The organism is Pantoea sp. SS70 (genome assembly GCF_029866845.1).
Lineage (GTDB): Bacteria > Pseudomonadota > Gammaproteobacteria > Enterobacterales > Enterobacteriaceae > Pantoea > Pantoea leporis.
In genome coordinates, this window is record NZ_CP117200.1 from 157,162 (window position 1) to 173,547 (window position 16,386).

Sequence of the window (16,386 nt, forward strand, 5' to 3'; positions counted from 1 at the left end):
TATGCGCACCTCTCATCAAACCTTGTTTTTATAATTGAAACTGATCTGAGAATTCTGTTCTTTCGGCAAGCGCCGCGCCTCTAAATAAACCGATTTCCAGTATGGATTATTTAGCGAAGAGCGCATCACGCCCTGACTCACCGATGCGTGCAGGAACTGATGATCGGTGTCATAAAAGCCGACGTGCAGCTCACGTTTAATGCGGAAGAACACTAAATCACCGGGTTGCAAATGCGCCTGATCCACCGGTTTGCCCATGGCAATTAACTCTTTGGTGGTGACGCGATCCATCGGAATATTGAAACGATCTTTCAGCGTGCGCCAGACAAATCCCGAGCAATCGACGCCGGTTAATTGTGTGCCGCCCCACTGATATTTGGTCCCTTCCCACGAATGCATTTGATCGTGCAGCGCGGCAATCACCGGGATTAAATCGGGCTGTTTGCCGTTGTCTGCCGAGGTATCAACGCTTTCCTCAGCAGGCGCATGCGAAGACTTCGAAGAACAACCTGCCAGAGTGAAAACAAACAGGCAGGCGATAACTTTGCTGGCGGCAGAATTGATCATGTGTTGGTGATTTCGCTGAGGGAGACAGTGGTCAGAGATTTATACCGTAAAAAAGTTGCAGAAATAAATAGGCGTGCAGTGAAATCTTTTATTTGTCGGTTGATTTTACCTAAGTTTACGCAACGGTAACATCTTGTATTTGAGTTAAAAATCTATTTTCCACGCTGGGCTTTTTCTGTGCAGGAGAATATTTGCGCTCCTGCACAGAACGACATCAATTTCGGCTTACAGCTGTAAGTTTAATACTTGCCGGAGAAATTGGCGCTAATACGCTGCGCCAGATAATCCTTCGCGGAAATAGGCGGGTATTTTTTCTCCGGTCCTTCAATAATCACATCTTCATTCGCCTGGCAGAAAAACGCCAGGCTGTAGCGTGCCGGCACCGATTCACCAGGCAGCGGATTGCTGACGCGATGGAAGTTCGACGGTAACTTGTCATCACTCCAGCGCATCAACATATCGCCGATATTACAGGTAATTAAGCCTTCCAGCGGCGGGATCGGCGTCCAGATTTGCTCTTCCATCTCTTTGCCCGGACACACCTGCAAACCGCCCTGCCCATCACGCTGGAACAGCAAGGTCAGACAATCGAAATCGGTGTGCGCCCCGGCGCGCCACGGACCATCTGGCTCGCCGCTGATGGCAAAGTAGTGCAGCATCCGCAGCGTGCTTTGGTAGGTTTCGTGCGAAGGCTCATGCGCTTTGGCAAAGAAATCGTCGGGGAATCCCAGCTTCAGGGCAAAACAGGAGAGCAAGCGCATGCCAACTTCCCAGCACTGACGCTCGAACTTCAGTACATCATGCTGAAAACCCGACAAGGTGGCCTCATCCGGCCACAAGCCTGCCATGCGCGGACGCGTCACCTGGTACGACTCTTTTTGGTCCGGTTTACCGGTAGATGGACGGATTTGCGCGCGGTATTCCCAGCCGGCATTGCGGCTGAGTGGATGACGCGCTTTGTCACTTTGCGGCAGCGAGAAAAAGCGCTCTGCGTTAGCAAAAGCCGCATTGATGTCGTCGAGCGGAATACCGTGGCCGGAAACCTGGAAAAACCCAATCTCGGTGGCGGCTTGCCACAGCTGATCGGCTATTTCCGCTTTACGTTGGTCGAAATCGGAGAGATCGATGATGCGCACATCACGTGCAGCTTCTACGCCGCGCGCGCCCATACGCGATTCTTTCGCCAGTTCATGCATGTCATAAGTGGTCTTTTCCATTGGTGCACCTCGTTATTGAGCGATAACGGATGACTTACCCGCAGCGTGGCAGTCATCCCCGCGCCTGCTGAATGCCGCAGGCGATCGAGCAATGACCCACCGGGTGAAACCACGGTTGACAGCTTCTACTCAGTTTCAGCCAAGCAAAGGCTGTGCCAGCACGCTGCGCCGCTTAAAATCAATACGTTAGGGAATATCCCACATCCGGTCTGCACAATGGCGGTGCAAAACACGCTGATTTGCCTCATTAATGAGCGATCGATGAAGCAAAAGCCCGGCACCATCAATATCAACTATATTACTTTCAGTGGGTTGCACGAATGGCATGCGCTTTGCTAAATCCCCACTGAGTATAAGCGGTCAGCGTGACAACAGATGCACGCAGGACATTGCTCTACAGCATTAGCTGTACCTCGTCAGGGGACGATGCGCATACGCATCGTGAGCACGCCATGCGCCGCTACGCCCCTGATGACGACAACAAACTCAACGTTTATTGGGGGTTATATGACAATGTCGCGTTTCCGTTTCTCCTTATTCGCTGCTCTGCTGAGCAGCTCTGCACTGTCGCACGCCGCCGACAAACTGGTATTGCAAACCACTTGGGTCGCGCAGGCTGAACAAGGCGGTTATTACCAGGCGCTCGCCACCGGCATTTATAAAAAATATGGGCTGGATGTTGAGGTGCGTTCCGGCGGGCCACAGCTGAATAACATGACGCTGCTGCTGGCGAATCGTGCTGATGTCATCGTCAGCTATGACCTGCAAGTGCTGCGGGGCGTTGAGCGCAACTTCCCACTGAAAGCCATCGCCGCGCCGTTTCAGTTTGATCCGCAAGGCATTGTTACCCACGGCGATGTGAAGTCGCTGGATCAGCTGAAAGGTAAAACCGTGCTGGTTTCTGCCAGCGGGCAAGCCAGCTGGTGGCCGTGGCTGAAAGGCAAATATCAGCTGCAGGATGGTCAGGCGCGCCCTTACACCTTCAACATGCAACCGTTTCTCGCCGACAAAAACACCGCGCAGCAGGCTTATGCCACCTCCGAAGTGCAGCAAATTAAAGAGGTGCAGCCGGACAGCAAATTCTATCTGTTTGCCGATTATGGCTATCCGGCATACGGCGGCATTCTGGTGACGCGCGACGATTTGCTGCAAAAAGAGCCGGATGTCCTGAAGCGTTTTGTGGCGGCATCGATGGAAGGCTGGAAATCCTACCTTGCCAATCCGACTGCCGGTAATGCGCTGATCAAAAAGGAGAACCCGCAGATGACCGACGCGGTTCTCGCCTTTGGCGTATCACAGATGAAAGCCCTGCACCTGATTGACGGCGGCGATGCCGCGCAGCAAGGTCTAGGCGTGATGACGGATAAGCGCTGGCAGGCAACGCGTGACTTTATGGTCAACGCCGGTTTACTCAAAGCGTCCACCGACTGGCAGAGCGCGTTTAGCACGCAGTTTGTCGCGGCGAAAGTGGAGTGAGGTGCTCATGAGCCAACTGCTAATTCAACACTGCGCCGCGATCCTGACCGGCGATAAACAGCAACCGCGTAGCAGCGCGCGCGATATTCGACTGCGCGATGGCCTGATTGTGGAGATGGGCGAACTCGATGCTGTCGCCGATGAAACCGTGATCGACGCCCGCGATTGCGTGGTTTATCCCGGCTGGGTTAATACGCATCATCATCTTTTTCAATCGCTGCTGAAAGGCGAACCCCAAGGTCTGAATCAGAGTCTGGGCGGCTGGCTGGCGGCGACGCCGTATCGCTTTCGTGGTGCCTTCGACGAACAGACATTTCGCATCGCCGCGCGGGTGGGTCTGGTCGAGCTGGTGCGTTCCGGCTGCACCACCATCGCAGACCATCACTATCTTTACTGGCCTGATATGCCTTTTGATGGCGCAGAAATCCTGTTCGATGAAGCCGACAAGCTAGGCGTGCGCTTCGTGCTGTGTCGCGGCGGTGCGACGCAAAGCCGTGGCTTAGAGAGTGACTTGCCCACCGCACTGCGCCCGGAAAGCTTTGACAGCATGATGGCCGATGTTGATCGTCTGGTGGCGCGCTATCACCAACCGCAGAATAGCGCGATGCGCCGCATCGTGATGGCGCCGACCACCACGCTGCACTCCACCACGCCGCAGGAACTGCGCGAGAGCGCGCGCCTGGCGCGTCAGCTCGGTATTCGCCTGCACAGCCATCTGTCGGAAACCGTTGATTATCTCGATGCCGCACGCGCGAAGTTCGGTATGACGCCGCTGCAGTTTTGCGCCGAACACGACTGGATTGGCGATGACGTGTGGTTTGCGCATCTGGTGAAACTGCTGCCGGAAGAGATCGCCATGCTGGGCGCGGCGGGCAGCGGTATCGCGCACTGCCCGCAAAGTAACGCGCGCCTCGGCAGCGGCATTGCCGATTTGGTGGCAATGGAACACGCAGGCGTGAAGATCTCAATTGGCGTTGATGGCGCGGCCTCAAATGAAGCGGCGGATATGCAAAGCGAAGCCCACGCCGCCTGGCAGCTCCAGCGCGCACGCAAAGGCATGCTGGCGCAGCCGCGTTATGCCGGTGGAACCTTTGAAGGCGGTGGCGACGCCGCCCGCATTGAAGATGTGGTGCGCTGGGGCACATCCGGTGGCGCGCAGGTTTTGGGCTTAAACACCGGCCGCCTTGCACCTGGCATGGCCGCCGATATCGCCATCTATCGGCTCGACGACCCGCGCTATTTTGGCTTGCACGATCCCGCCATTGGCCCGGTGGCCAGCGGCGGACGCGCCAGTTTAAAGGCGCTGATTTGTGCCGGAAAACTGCTGGTGCAGGATGATGTGATGGCCGGAGTGGATTTAGCGGAACTGGGCCGCGACGCTGCACAAGCGGTAAAAACCTTGCAGCAACGCGCGGCGGTTTAACCGCGTTACGCCGCTGCGTCTTTCTTGCGCAGCGGTGATTCTGGCAGAAACAGCGACAGCACAAAGGCCAGCAGCATCACACCCGCCGCCATTTGAAAGGCTGAATGCACCGCATCGCCAAACACCTGCAAATAGGCTTGCTGGACATCATGCGGCAAACGGTGCACCGCATCAGGATCGAGCGTACGCGGCAATGCTTTGCCCTGCTCCACCAGCGTGGTCAAACCCGATTTCAGCACCTGACGAAACACCGCGCCAAACAGCGCCACGCCAATCGAACCGCCAACCGAGCGGAACAACGTGACCGACGAGGTAGCGACACCGATGCGATCGGGCGTTACGGTGTTCTGTACCGCCAGCACCAGCACCTGCATCACCATGCCCATTCCCATCCCCAACACGCAGGCAAACAGGTAGATATGCCACAGCGGCGCATCAATGGTCAGCGTGGTCAGCAGCGCCATGCCGATAGTCGCCAGCAAGGTACCGCCAATCGGGAACAGGCGATATTTGCCGGTACGGCTAATAATGCGTCCGCTGACGATGGAAGTGATCAGCAATCCGCCCATCAGCGGCAGCAGCTGTAAACCGGCTTCGGTCGGCTTCGAGCCCTTCACCACCTGCAGATAGAGCGGTAAAAACGTCACGCTGCCAAACAGCGACATGCCAACGATAAACGCCATCAAACTGGCGAGCGAGAAGCTGCGATTGCGAAACAGCGACAGCGGAATAATCGGTTCCCAGGCGCGGCGCTCCTCATAAATAAAACCGAGCACACCAATTACACCAAACGCCAGAATGCACCACAGCAGCGGGTCGGACCATTCACGTAACGCGCCACCTTCGCTGGTAAACAGCGTAATACCCACCAACGCCAGGCTGAGAAACACCGCGCCAGGATAGTCAATCTCATGCGGCTTGCGTTTGTTGTCGGTCTTAAACACCGCGTTGATGATCACCAGCGCAAATAAACCAAGCGGCAAATTGATGTAGAAAATCCAGCGCCATGAAGCGTGCTGCACGATAAAACCGCCCAATAGCGGCCCAATCACCGTTGCCAGACCGAAAACGCCGCCAAACAGGCCCTGATATTTACCGCGCTCTTGCGGTGGAATCACATCGGCGACCGCCGCCATGCTCACCACCATCAAACCACCGCCGCCTAAGCCTTGCAGCGCACGAGTGAAAATCAGCTGCTCCATATTTTGCGCCAGACCGCACAGCGCCGAGCCGATCAGGAATAGAATCACCGAGATCTGCAGCACCGATTTGCGACCAAACAGGTCGCCGAATTTGCCGTACAGCGGCACCACAATCGTCGAAGCCAGCATATAAGCGGTGACGATCCACGACAGGCGATCGAGCCCACCCAGTTCGCCGACGATAGTCGGCAACGCGGTGGAGACGATGGTTTGATCCAGCGCCGCCAGCAGCATCACCAGTAATAAAGCGCTCATCAGTAAGCGGACAGAAGGAGGATTCTCCTGCCCGCTGCCCGACTGCGGCGCGAGTGTTTGGGGTTTCATAACAGACACCAATTGAAATTAATTAAATACACAATTAATATTGCCTGCAGTCTGGCATGAATCAAGTGAGCGAATAAAGATGACCGCACGAAAAGTCCCTGCTGACGATATGGCCAACGCAGTCAAACCCCGCCGTCCCGGCCGTCCGCGCGGCGGCGCGATCAACGTGCAGCAGCGCGAACATCTGCTCGACATCACCTTAGCGCTGTATGCCGAAAACGGCATCGGCGAAACCTCGCTCAACGCGATTGCGCGCAAAGCGGGCGTGAGTCCAGCGATGCTGAATTACTATTTTCAGTCGCGCGAATCGCTGCTGGATATTGTGGTTGAGGAGCGTTTTTTGCCGTTACGCCAGCGCCTGGTGGCGCACTTTATGGATGACCCGCGCGATCCTGTCACCACGTTCAGCGCCTTTATCCGTGAAGTCGCGGACATCGTCACCACACACAACTGGTTCGCGCCGCTGTGGATGCAGGAAGTAATGCAAGGTGAAGGCGGTTTAGGTCAGCACATCAAAAAGCGCTTTGGTCACGGTGAACGTGATGAAGTGAAAAAACTGATTGAAGGCTGGCAGCAGCAAGGATTACTCAACCCACATCTGGAACCGCAACTGCTGATGACTTCGATTCTGAGTTTAGTGCTGGTGCCTTTCACCCGCTTTGCCAGCGATCCCGCGTACTCGCGTGAAATCATTGTCCAGCACACGTTGAGTTTGTTTTGTCAGGGGATCCAACCTACAGTGTAGAGTCGCCATTCATGGCGACCTGGAGTTAAGCAAATTTATTTCCTTAAAGGGATAAATTATGAGAATGGTGCCTGGAAAAGAAAACCCGATTCGCCTGTCGATTCACGCAGTAGCTGTTCCCAATCACTCGGTGGATGTCCGGCATCCAACATCCTCTTAAATGTTTTGTACGCATCAGTCTTACTTTCGTAAGCGCGTAATGTGCCAAAATCATTCACCCAGCCAAGAATGATGGTTTTACTCTGTTCGCTACAGCGGAAAAACAATCGAAACTGCTGCAAAAATTTCGCGCGAAACCAATATCGATTTTCATCCCCTAAAGTTCCCCCTTGTCGAAACTGAGGATTCAGCGGATCTCGCGCAATAACTTCTGTAACGACCTTATAAATTGCTGCCAGCAATTTCGTCTGTTTCTTTTTATGGTATTCATGCGGTTTTTCAACTCTAAGCTGCAACACTTCCTGCGCTAAAGACGTTACCTGAGCACTAAAACAAGCGTGGAAATAAAATTTCCATCCGTTGATTTCCATGTAATCCACACCCTTTCTCCCGCAGTTTAGTCATCCGTGAGCGGAGCATCTAAATCAACATCAATTCCAGCGACCAAATTTTCCATACCTGACCAAAATTCGACAGGAACTGAGTGAATATGCTGGGGATTACTCACCATATCTCGTTCGAGAAAAGTCAGAAAATGCTGTACGGCGGGATCATCCTGCTCATCATTTTGCTTAGACATGATGACCTTGCCGCCAGACAACAGGGAATATTCGATAATTTCACCCGGTTTAAGCTGTAGAGCATCGCGAATTGCCGCTGGAATAGTTGTTTGACTCCGTTCTGTCAGCCTCGACTCTGCACGGAGTGATACATCCACTAGATCAAATTTGAACACTTCTTTCTCCTCAGCCGCTCACAAAGCAACATCGCTTTTAAAGCCGCCTATCCGCCAAGATGCCCCACAGTAATGCATTTTCATTGTGCAATGCAAATGCATTACTGCACCTTTTTAAATTATTTTTCCCAGCACCGAAACTTTCCTCCCTGCCCCAGCGAACTGAACTACTGAGACATCCAAACCGGAACTCCCATACATCGCAGGAGCAGAAAATGAAACGCATCAAATCCCTCGTTTGTACCCTGACCATGACCGCAGCACTGGGTCTTTCCGCCTTCAACGCCGGTGCCGCATTGCCGGTGGGCGCGAAAGCGCCTAACTTCGAACTGCAGGGCGCGTTGGCCGGTAAGCCGTTGACCTTCTCGCTGGAAAAGGCGCTGCAAAAAGGTCCGGTGGTGCTCTATTTCTTCCCGGCGGCGTTTAGCGCGGGCTGTACCATTGAAGCGCACGATTTTGCTGAAGCCACAGACAGCTTCAGCAAAATGGGTGCCACGGTAATTGGCGTGACCGCGGGCAATACCGATCAGGTCAGCGATTTCTCTAAACTCGAGTGCCGCGATAAATTCACCGTCGCCGCCGATCCGGGTGCAAAAGTGGCGGCGCAGTATCAAACCACCATGCAGATGAAAGGCAAAACCCTTTCCGATCGCACCTCTTACGTGATCGCGCCCGATGGCGATATTCTGCTGAGTTACACTGACAGAAATCCGGACACACATATCGAGAAGGCGCTTGCCGCCGTTAAGCAGTACGACGCTTCTCACCCGCAAACTCATTAAGTAAAGAGGCCAGCGATGTTAACCGCCATGCTGGCCGCCTTCATCGGCGGCATCATTCTGAACTTAATGCCCTGCGTGTTTCCGGTGATCTCGCTGAAAGCGCTCGGCCTGTTGCGCCATACCGATAACGCCGCCAGCGCGCGTCGCGAAGGCTTGGGCTTTTTACTCGGCGTTGTGGTGACCATGATGGCGCTGGCGGGCATCCTGCTGGCGGCACGCGCCGGTGGTGCGGCGGTCGGCTGGGGTTTCCAGCTGCAATCGCCGCTGGTGATCGCCTTGCTGTCGCTGGTGATCCTCGCCGCCGCGCTCAACTTGCTCGGCGTGTTTGAAGTGGGCTTATCCGTGCAGCGCGTCGGCTCGGTTGATGTTGATCGCGGTGCCTTTACGCGTTCGGCATTAACCGGTGCGCTGGCAATCGTCGTCGCCACGCCGTGCGCCGCACCCTTTATGGCGAGCGCCATTGGTTATGCGTTGGTGCAGCCGCCTGCCGTCGCGTTAGTGATCTTCTTTGCGCTGGCCATCGGCTTCGCCGCACCGTTCACGCTAGTTTCACTGTTCCCGGCGCTGGCGAAATTCCTGCCGCGTCCCGGCGCATGGATGGATGTATTGAAACGCGGTCTGGCGTTCCCGATGTTTGGCGCGTATGCCTGGCTGGTGTGGGTGCTGGCGCAGCAAGCGGGAAGCGCGGCGCTGGCCACCTTGCTGGCCGCTTCCGTGGTGGTCGCCTTCGCCGGCTGGTTGTACGGCATGGCGCAACATCGCCACTTTGCCGGTAAAAGTCACAAGGTGCTGTTTGCCGTTACGGCGCTGCTGATTATCGCGGTGATCGCCCCGCTGCCAACGCTGATCAAACCCGGTGCAGGCCTGGCGGGCGATCAGTTGACGGCGGAAGTGACCAAAGCCAAATGGACGCCGCAGGCGGTTGAAGCGCAGCGCGGTCACGGGAAAGCGATCTTTGTCGATTTCACCGCATCCTGGTGCATCACCTGTCAGGTGAATGAAAAAACCTCGCTCTCAACCCAGGCGGTGAAAGAGGCCATCGCTAAAACCGGCACGCTGTACATGGTGGCAGATTCCACTAAATTTAACCCGGACGTGGATGACACCATGAGTGAATTTGGTCAGGGCGGATTACCGATGTATCTGGTTTACCCTGCCGACGGCGGACCGCCGAAAGTGCTGCCGCAGGTGCTGACACCGAGTATTGTGGTGAACGCACTGAACCAGGCGAGCAAAAAGGCGTAAGAACAACAAGGCGGATTATGCAAACAAGCGATAGCGCGCGCGAAGGTTGGCCCGCGCTAATGGAACAGGCGCAGGCGGGCGATCAGCTCGCCTATACCCGACTGCTGAAAGCGCTGGTGCCGGTGATTCGTTCGCAAACACGCAAACAGATCGCCGATGATGCACTGGTAGAAGATGTGATTCAGGATGTGCTGCTAACGGTGCATCGGGTGCGTCACACCTATGATCCTGCCTACCCTTTTTTACCCTGGCTGATGGCGATTATCTCGGCGCGCGCGATTGATGCGCTGCGGCGACGTGGCCGCCATCAGCAGTGGGAAGTTAACAACGCTATCGTGCCGGAAGCCGCCAGTGCGCCAGACGCACCGCAGCAGGACTCGCAGGAAGAGCTGGCCGGATATCTGCGTCAGCTCCCTTCGCGTCAGCGCGAAATTGTCGAACATGTGCATCTGCGCGAAATGAGCCTGACGGAAGCAGCCGCGCATAACAATCTGAGTGTGGCCGCGGTGAAATCGCTGCTGCACCGCGCGCTGACCAATCTGCGCCGCTTTGGAGCCAATCATGACCGATCATGACCTGTTAATTGAAAAACTCGGGCGCGAGATGCGACCGGTTAAACCGCTGCGATCCACTAGCTGGCGCGTTATCACCTGGCTACTGCTGGCATTGCCCTGCGGCATTGCCGCCAGCTTCATGGTGCAGCGCAGTGTCACCGACTGGGCGCAGCCGGGCGCGCTGCAGGCGATCTTGCAGCTGGTGCTGGCCTTTGTGCTCGGCACGCTGGCAATCCGCAGCGCCTTCAACATGAGCATCGCCGGACGCCGCAGTATCAGCTGGAAAGCGCTACTGCCAATTGGCCTGCTGTGGCTCGGCATGAGCATCAGCCAGATTCCCGGTGAAGTGCCAATCGAACATGACAATGACAGCGCGCGCTGCTTCACCTTTCTGCTGGTGGTCAGCACACCGATGATGGTGCTGATGATCGCCAGCCTACGCCGCACCCGCGCATTGCATCCGGTGCGCAGCCTGGCGATGGCCGGTTTGGGCGTCTCCTGCATGGCGGTCACGCTGCTGGCATTTTGCCATCCGGTGCATCTGCATCCGCTGGATTTTGTCATGCATCTGGCGGCGATAGCGACGATTGTGGCGATGACGGTGCTGGTGGGGAAACGTTGGGTGACGTTGAAGTGAGTCGAGTGAAAGAGTGCAATGGTTAAGTTAATTCTTTGGTGTGATATTTCCATGCAAAAGATTAAAAATCGGCTCACCCATATTGTAAATACGTTATTTCTAAACTATAGAATAATAGCAATAATTACATTCCCATCAATTACCTCATCCAAGGATACGTATGAAAAAGTTAATTTTCGTATTATTAGCAAGCTCGGTATCTTTCAGCTCACTCGCCGCAGACCTGATGAGCAAAGTTGAGTTTGAAAAGGTAAAAGATCAATATGTAGAGGTAGGGAACATTTCCACCTCAGGTGAAACGGATCCCGCCAGCGCCAGAGAGGAACTGTCTAAATTGGCTGAAGAAAAAGGCGGCGATATCTTTGTCGTAACCTCCGCGAATACCAATAACAAAATACATGGTACCGCCATCGTTTATAAGAAAAAGTAAGTTTCCATTTTGCCTCAGTATAAGCTTAAAAACCTGGCTTATACTGGGGCATTATTTTCAATAAATTAAATTGCCGATCCGGTTGCCTGACAATAAAGCGGATAGTGAGTCGCTATATTTTAATTATGCAAAAGCGGCACCTATGAGCCGCCCTTTTCAATCAAAATTTACTGCGGAATCACTTTCTCCGCTTTCAGTCGATCAAATAACTGCGTAAATGAATCCAGCGTTGAACGATAACCGGTGAAGCCCGCTTTGCGGCTCTTGCTCATATCGGTGAACGCTTCCATCGGGCGTCCCAAATCCGCGTCGGTATGCCACCAGGATGCCAGTTTAGTGATGTCCGCTTCACGCAATTGATAACGTGCCGCCACCTCGCGCCACGTATCAGCCGCATCCTGCATGCGTCCTTCCAGTGGCATCATCTGCGCCGGATACTCCGCCGCTTCCACGCCAAAGTAAGCCGCCAAACGTGGCCACAACCAGTTCCAGCGGAACACATCGCCGTTCACCGCGTTGAAATCCTGATTGGCCGCTTCTGCCGCCGTCGCGGCCCACAGCAGCTGTTCTGCCAGCAAACCCGCGTCGGTCACGTCGGACACACCGTTCCACTGCTCTGGCGAACCCGGGAAGATAAACGGCAAACCCTGCTCGCGGCACAGCGTGGCATACACCGCCAGCGTCTGGCCCATATTCATCGCGTTACCCAGCGCAAAGCCCACAATCGAGTGCGGACGATGTACGCTCCAGCGATAGCCATATTTCTCCGCACCGGCAAACACTTCGTCTTCCTGCGCGTAATAGAAGTTATCGACCGGCTGGCGGCCCTGCTCTTCGCGGAATGGCGTCACCGGCACTGCGCCTTTACCGTAGGCTTCGAACGGGCCGAGGTAATGCTTCAGGCCGGTCACCAGCGCCACATGCGATCCCTTCAGACGCTCGCCCAGTGCTTCAATGACGTTACGCACCATGCCGCCATTGACGCGGATGTTCTCTTTCTCATTTTCCTGGCGCGACCAGACGCTAAAGAACAGCGCATCCGGCTGCTCTTCTGCCAACGCAGCACGCACTGCGTCTGCATCCGTCAGATCGGCGGTCAGGCTGCGGCAACCTTCCGGCACTGCGCCACGTCCGCGCGATAGACCGCTGACCTGCCAACCTTCGCGCTGCAATTTTTCCGCCAGCGCACGTCCAATCACACCGCTAATGCCTACAATCAATGCCTGCTTTTGCATTTCAATTCTCCTTGGTTTCAGTAATGATAAGTTTAATAGAGAATTTAATTCCTATCATTGGCATTAATTCACGGCATTCACAACCTGAGTTCACGAATCCATGCACGATCAGCGCCTGAAAGACATCGTTCCTTTTGTTGCCAGCGTCGAGGGCGGCAGCTTTGCCGCCGCCGCTGAGCGCCTGCATCTCACGGGTTCGGCGGTGAGCAAAAGCGTGACGCGGCTGGAAACCCGCCTGGGTTCGCGCCTGCTGGAGCGCACCACCCGCAGCCTGAAACTCACCGACGCCGGAAACGCCTATTACCAAACCTGTTTACGCATCATGGAGGAGCTGGCCGAAGCCGAAGCGGTGCTGGCGGCGCAGCGCACCATTCCTTCCGGCCGCTTACGCCTGGCGGTGCCGAACACCTATGGACGCCTCGGCGTGATGCCGCTGCTGATTCCGTTTTGCCACCAGCATCCGGATGTGGAGCTCAATCTGACTTTTTCCGAACGCTTTATCGATCTGTTTGATGAGGGGATTGATGTTGCGGTGCGCATTGGTGGATCGCCGGATGTGCCCGCCTCGCTGGGCTGTCGCCAGATGGGCCGCGAACGCATGGTATTTTGCGCATCCCCCGATTATCTGGCGCGCGTGGGTCGGCCCACCAGCGAAGCCGAATTGTTGCAGCATCAGGCGATCATGTATGAACGTGTCGATGGCAGCACCAAGCCGTGGCTGTTCACCACGGAAGATGGCTATCCGCACTGGCGTAACCTGCCGCACCGCATGGCGCTGGGTGATGTGGATGCGCAGATGCAGGCGCTGTGTGCCGGATTAGGCGTAGCGCAGATGCCATCGTGGCTGGTGCGTGAACCGCTGGCGCGCGGTGAGCTGGAGATTATTCTGCCCGAGCAGCAGCCGGACGGCCTGGCCTTGACGCTGATTTGGCCGCGCCGCAAGCAGCTGCTACCCAAAGTGGATGCGTTGCTGGCGGCGTTAGAGGGATTGCAGATCAGATAGAAACATAAGATCAAAAGCGCGCGATGAATCGCGCCGCTATCCCTCTGCACACCTGGCGTAGCGGCGCAATTTATTGCGCTTTTCTTGATATCAACGGTGATTCAACCGGCGCGACAACCTGTCGCCAAAGAACTGCAGCACCGTCACCAATGCCACCAGCACCACAATCACCGTCAGCATCACCTGCATATCAAAACGCTGATAACCATAACGATACGCCAAATCGCCCAAGCCGCCCGCACCAATCGCGCCGGCCATCGCCGAGGCGTTAATCATCGTCACCAGCGTAATGGTAAACCCGCTCACAATGCCGGGCCGCGCTTCGGGCAATAAGACATGCCAGATAATATGCCAGCGATGAAAACCCATCGCCTGCGCCGCTTCGGTCAGCCCTTTATCCACTTCGCGCAGGCTCACTTCGGCGATACGCGCAAAGAACGGCGTCGTCGCCAGCGTCAGCGGCACCACCGCCGCCCACACGCCGTAGGTGGTGCCGACGATCCAGCGGGTAAAGGGAATCAGCGCCACCATCAGAATCAAAAACGGGATCGAGCGGAACAGGTTCACCACCCAGCCCAGCACGCGATTCAGCAGCGGGCTGGGAAACAGATCGCCGCGTCCGGTTACCACCAGAATCACCGCCATCGGCAAACCCAGCGCCAGCGCCAGCAGCGACGACACGCCCACCATCAGCAGCGTATCCAGCAGCCCAATCCATAAACGATCAATAGCCAGTGACATAGCCCGGTATCTCCAGTTGATCCGCAATCGGGGTTAAACGCGTCCGCGCGGTGTCAGCGTCATGCTGCGCATCAAGCAGTAGCAACATTTGCCCGGTGGGTTTGCTGTCCACCCACTCCACCGCGCTATACATTAACGTCAGTTCCCCGCCAACCCGTGCGCTTAGCGCCGCCAAATCCGGCTGTGCGCCCTGTCCGGTGTAGCGCAACCGCACCAGCAGACGCGAATCGCCACGCTCGCGCGTCGGCGTCAGCAGCGGTTGAATCACTTCCGGCAGCGCGCTGAACTGCGGATTGAGCAGCTGTCGCGTAGTCTCTTGCTGCGGATCGCTGTACACCTGCCACACCGGCCCGCTCTCAATGATTTCGCCCTGATCGATCACCGCCACCTGATGACAGAGATCGTGCACCACGTCCATTTCATGGGTAATCAGCACAATGGTGATGTGACGCTGTTGATTGATCTTCTTCAGCAGCGCCAGTATCGAGCGCGTGGTTTCCGGATCGAGTGCCGAGGTGGCTTCATCACACAGCAGCAATTCCGGATCGTGCACCAGCGCGCGCGCAATGCCAACGCGCTGCTTCTGCCCGCCGGACAATTGCGCTGGCCACGCGTGCTGGCGCTGCTCAAGGCCCACCAGCGCCAGCAGTTCATCCACTTTGCGCCGCCGCTGCGCCGCAGGCACGCCCGCCACTTTCATCGGCAACTCGATGTTTTCGCGCACCGTTTTCGCCGACAGCAAATTGAAGTGCTGGAAAATCATGCCGGTACCGCGTCGCCAATCCACCAGCTGACGATCGCTCAGCGTGCTTAGGTCAATCCCGTCAATCACCACCTGACCGCGAGTAGGCTTTTCCAGCCGATTAAGGCAGCGGATCAGCGTCGATTTACCGGCCCCGCTACGGCCAATGATGCCGAAAATCTCGCCGCGCTTAACCTGCAGATCGACCTCTTTCAGCGCATCCTGAGTTTGGCCGGGATAGCGTTTACTCAAGCCACGAATCTGCACGTGGATTTTCCCTGCCGTCTCGGCCGTCGGTGACAGCAACGCATCGCGCTCGCCGGGTAGCGTCAGGCTCACCATGCTTACTGGCTCCAGCCCGGCTGATACAGCTTGCCGTAAAAGTCATCCAGCTTGGCGCGCACCACCGGCGAATGCTGGTAGATATCAACGAACTTCGCCAGGCGCGGATCGTTCTGATGACCGTCGCGGATCACGAACTGAATTACGTATTCCGGATGTTCCAGGCCATCGAACAGCAGCGCGTTGTTCGGATCGATGGTCTTCGACAGGCGCAGATAGTGCGGATAACCCTGCGCTAAATCGACTTCATCCAGCGAACGCGACAGCTGCACCGCTTCCACTTCGATAATCTTCAGATGCTTTGGATTACTGACAATGTCATCCACGGTAGATTTGAGGCCCGCGCCCGGTTTTAAGGTAATCAGCCTGGCTTTTTGCAGCAGCAGCAGGCCGCGCGCGCCGTTGATCGGATCGTTGGCAATCGCCACCGTGCCGCCATCGGGAATCTGGTCAATCGCGGTATGTTTTTTCGAATAGAGCCCGATGTTGTTGATGATCGCCGGCGCGTACGGCACCAGATGGAATCCGCCCTGCTGGTTGGCGTTTTCCAGGAACGGTTTGTGCTGGAAAAGGTTCACATCAATATCGCTGTTTTCCACACTGACGTTCGGCGCGGTCCAGTCGGTGAACTCCACCAGCTCAACGTTCAGACCCTGTTTTTTCGCTTCGGCCACCGCGGTTTCCAGCGGCGGCGCAAAGGCTGCTGTAGTACCGACTTTCAGCGGCCCGCTGTAGTTTTCGGCGGCGACGGCGCTAAACGCCAGCAGTGCGACGCTGGCAGCCAGCGCAAAATGACGTGCAATGTTCATATCAGATCCCTGAGGTT

General features: G+C 56.0%; 19 protein-coding genes. 10 read left to right on the forward strand and 9 right to left on the reverse strand.

What is annotated here, in order from left to right; all coding sequences use genetic code 11:
- Positions 1-15: 15 nt before the first annotated feature.
- Together PO881_RS20330 and PO881_RS20335 are read right to left on the reverse strand one after the other, a co-directional pair.
- A complete protein-coding gene (locus tag PO881_RS20330; protein WP_101761687.1) occupies positions 16-567 on the reverse strand; it encodes an NlpC/P60 family protein in 552 nt (183 codons plus the stop codon).
- Positions 568-806: 239 nt separating this feature from the next.
- Positions 807-1,784: a 2OG-Fe(II) oxygenase family protein gene (locus PO881_RS20335; RefSeq protein WP_280173192.1), complete on the reverse strand. Its 978-nt coding sequence runs from the start codon at positions 1,782-1,784 to the stop codon at positions 807-809.
- A gap of 45 nt (positions 1,785-1,829) precedes the next feature.
- Between PO881_RS20335 and PO881_RS20340 the strand changes: the two genes are divergently transcribed.
- The 3 genes from PO881_RS20340 to PO881_RS20350 all read left to right on the forward strand — a co-directional run bounded on the left by PO881_RS20340 (position 1,830) and on the right by PO881_RS20350 (position 4,683).
- Positions 1,830-2,123: a hypothetical protein gene (locus tag PO881_RS20340; protein ID WP_280173193.1), complete on the forward strand. Its 294-nt coding sequence runs from the start codon at positions 1,830-1,832 to the stop codon at positions 2,121-2,123.
- Between the two features lie 174 nt (positions 2,124-2,297).
- Positions 2,298-3,260: an ABC transporter substrate-binding protein gene (locus tag PO881_RS20345; protein ID WP_280173324.1), complete on the forward strand. Its 963-nt coding sequence runs from the start codon at positions 2,298-2,300 to the stop codon at positions 3,258-3,260.
- A gap of 7 nt (positions 3,261-3,267) precedes the next feature.
- Positions 3,268-4,683: an amidohydrolase family protein gene (locus PO881_RS20350; RefSeq protein WP_280173194.1), complete on the forward strand. Its 1,416-nt coding sequence runs from the start codon at positions 3,268-3,270 to the stop codon at positions 4,681-4,683.
- 5 nt (positions 4,684-4,688) lie between these two features.
- On the opposite strand, the gene PO881_RS20355 is transcribed toward PO881_RS20350, so the two are convergent.
- A complete protein-coding gene (locus PO881_RS20355; protein WP_277975059.1) occupies positions 4,689-6,209 on the reverse strand; it encodes an MDR family MFS transporter in 1,521 nt (506 codons plus the stop codon).
- A 79-nt stretch (positions 6,210-6,288) separates the two neighbouring features.
- Here PO881_RS20355 and PO881_RS20360 point away from each other — a divergent pair, with 79 nt between their 5' ends.
- Positions 6,289-6,954 (forward strand): TetR/AcrR family transcriptional regulator, encoded by a 666-nt coding sequence (locus PO881_RS20360; protein ID WP_277975060.1) that lies wholly within the window; start codon positions 6,289-6,291, stop codon positions 6,952-6,954.
- Positions 6,955-7,010: 56 nt separating this feature from the next.
- On the opposite strand, the gene PO881_RS20365 is transcribed toward PO881_RS20360, so the two are convergent.
- Together PO881_RS20365 and PO881_RS20370 are read right to left on the reverse strand one after the other, a co-directional pair.
- Positions 7,011-7,493 (reverse strand): type II toxin-antitoxin system YhaV family toxin, encoded by a 483-nt coding sequence (locus PO881_RS20365; protein WP_277975061.1) that lies wholly within the window; start codon positions 7,491-7,493, stop codon positions 7,011-7,013.
- A gap of 17 nt (positions 7,494-7,510) precedes the next feature.
- Entirely contained in the window at positions 7,511-7,849 is a 339-nt protein-coding gene (locus PO881_RS20370; protein WP_277976470.1) for a type II toxin-antitoxin system PrlF family antitoxin, read from the reverse strand.
- 215 nt (positions 7,850-8,064) lie between these two features.
- On the opposite strand from PO881_RS20370, the gene PO881_RS20375 reads away from it, so the two are divergent.
- From PO881_RS20375 to yahO, 5 genes are all read left to right on the forward strand, one after another.
- Entirely contained in the window at positions 8,065-8,631 is a 567-nt protein-coding gene (locus tag PO881_RS20375) for a peroxiredoxin (protein ID WP_110866778.1), read from the forward strand.
- A 15-nt stretch (positions 8,632-8,646) separates the two neighbouring features.
- The gene (locus PO881_RS20380) at positions 8,647-9,876 is read left to right on the forward strand and encodes a thioredoxin family protein (protein ID WP_280173196.1); all 1,230 of its coding nucleotides are present in this window, start codon (positions 8,647-8,649) and stop codon (positions 9,874-9,876) included.
- A gap of 17 nt (positions 9,877-9,893) precedes the next feature.
- Positions 9,894-10,451, forward strand: coding sequence for a sigma-70 family RNA polymerase sigma factor (locus PO881_RS20385; RefSeq protein WP_192234665.1), 558 nt, complete (start codon positions 9,894-9,896; stop codon positions 10,449-10,451).
- Positions 10,438-11,067, forward strand: coding sequence for an NrsF family protein (locus tag PO881_RS20390; protein WP_280173197.1), 630 nt, complete (start codon positions 10,438-10,440; stop codon positions 11,065-11,067). The genes PO881_RS20385 and PO881_RS20390 overlap by 14 nt, the downstream gene beginning before the upstream one ends.
- A 160-nt stretch (positions 11,068-11,227) precedes the next feature.
- Positions 11,228-11,497, forward strand: a complete 270-nt coding sequence (yahO, locus tag PO881_RS20395; protein WP_101761698.1) for a DUF1471 family periplasmic protein YahO — start codon at positions 11,228-11,230, stop codon at positions 11,495-11,497.
- A 167-nt stretch (positions 11,498-11,664) separates the two neighbouring features.
- Here yahO and PO881_RS20400 read toward each other — a convergent pair whose 3' ends face one another.
- Entirely contained in the window at positions 11,665-12,732 is a 1,068-nt protein-coding gene (locus tag PO881_RS20400) for an SDR family oxidoreductase (RefSeq protein WP_280173198.1), read from the reverse strand.
- 100 nt (positions 12,733-12,832) lie between these two features.
- Between PO881_RS20400 and PO881_RS20405 the strand changes: the two genes are divergently transcribed.
- Positions 12,833-13,735, forward strand: coding sequence for a LysR family transcriptional regulator (locus tag PO881_RS20405; protein WP_280173199.1), 903 nt, complete (start codon positions 12,833-12,835; stop codon positions 13,733-13,735).
- A 90-nt stretch (positions 13,736-13,825) separates the two neighbouring features.
- Here PO881_RS20405 and PO881_RS20410 read toward each other — a convergent pair whose 3' ends face one another.
- From PO881_RS20410 to PO881_RS20420, 3 genes are read right to left on the reverse strand one after another with little or no spacing between them, the layout of a single operon-like run.
- Complete coding sequence (locus PO881_RS20410) at positions 13,826-14,476, reverse strand: methionine ABC transporter permease (RefSeq protein ID WP_280173200.1); 651 nt, start codon at positions 14,474-14,476, stop codon at positions 13,826-13,828.
- Entirely contained in the window at positions 14,460-15,560 is a 1,101-nt protein-coding gene (locus PO881_RS20415; protein WP_280173201.1) for an ATP-binding cassette domain-containing protein, read from the reverse strand. The genes PO881_RS20410 and PO881_RS20415 overlap by 17 nt, the downstream gene beginning before the upstream one ends.
- Before the next feature lie 2 nt (positions 15,561-15,562).
- Positions 15,563-16,369 carry a MetQ/NlpA family ABC transporter substrate-binding protein gene (locus PO881_RS20420; RefSeq protein ID WP_280173202.1) on the reverse strand — a complete coding sequence of 269 codons (807 nt, stop codon included), beginning with the start codon at positions 16,367-16,369 and terminating at the stop codon, positions 15,563-15,565.
- Between the last annotated feature and the right edge of the window lie 17 nt (positions 16,370-16,386).

Excerpts from the sequence above, each read along its gene's own strand:
- PO881_RS20330 (WP_101761687.1), bottom strand. The coding sequence starts at position 567 with ATGATCAATTCTGCCGCCAGCAAAGTTATCGCCTGCCTGTTTGTTTTC.
- PO881_RS20335 (WP_280173192.1), bottom strand. The coding sequence starts at position 1,784 with ATGGAAAAGACCACTTATGACATGCATGAACTGGCGAAAGAATCGCGT.
- PO881_RS20345 (WP_280173324.1), top strand. The coding sequence starts at position 2,298 with ATGTCGCGTTTCCGTTTCTCCTTATTCGCTGCTCTGCTGAGCAGCTCT.
- PO881_RS20350 (WP_280173194.1), top strand. The coding sequence starts at position 3,268 with ATGAGCCAACTGCTAATTCAACACTGCGCCGCGATCCTGACCGGCGAT.
- PO881_RS20355 (WP_277975059.1), bottom strand. The coding sequence starts at position 6,209 with ATGAAACCCCAAACACTCGCGCCGCAGTCGGGCAGCGGGCAGGAGAAT.
- PO881_RS20360 (WP_277975060.1), top strand. The coding sequence starts at position 6,289 with ATGACCGCACGAAAAGTCCCTGCTGACGATATGGCCAACGCAGTCAAA.
- PO881_RS20375 (WP_110866778.1), top strand. The coding sequence starts at position 8,065 with ATGAAACGCATCAAATCCCTCGTTTGTACCCTGACCATGACCGCAGCA.
- PO881_RS20380 (WP_280173196.1), top strand. The coding sequence starts at position 8,647 with ATGTTAACCGCCATGCTGGCCGCCTTCATCGGCGGCATCATTCTGAAC.
- PO881_RS20385 (WP_192234665.1), top strand. The coding sequence starts at position 9,894 with ATGCAAACAAGCGATAGCGCGCGCGAAGGTTGGCCCGCGCTAATGGAA.
- PO881_RS20390 (WP_280173197.1), top strand. The coding sequence starts at position 10,438 with ATGACCGATCATGACCTGTTAATTGAAAAACTCGGGCGCGAGATGCGA.
- yahO (WP_101761698.1), top strand. The coding sequence starts at position 11,228 with ATGAAAAAGTTAATTTTCGTATTATTAGCAAGCTCGGTATCTTTCAGC.
- PO881_RS20400 (WP_280173198.1), bottom strand. The coding sequence starts at position 12,732 with ATGCAAAAGCAGGCATTGATTGTAGGCATTAGCGGTGTGATTGGACGT.
- PO881_RS20405 (WP_280173199.1), top strand. The coding sequence starts at position 12,833 with ATGCACGATCAGCGCCTGAAAGACATCGTTCCTTTTGTTGCCAGCGTC.
- PO881_RS20410 (WP_280173200.1), bottom strand. The coding sequence starts at position 14,476 with ATGTCACTGGCTATTGATCGTTTATGGATTGGGCTGCTGGATACGCTG.
- PO881_RS20415 (WP_280173201.1), bottom strand. The coding sequence starts at position 15,560 with ATGGTGAGCCTGACGCTACCCGGCGAGCGCGATGCGTTGCTGTCACCG.
- PO881_RS20420 (WP_280173202.1), bottom strand. The coding sequence starts at position 16,369 with ATGAACATTGCACGTCATTTTGCGCTGGCTGCCAGCGTCGCACTGCTG.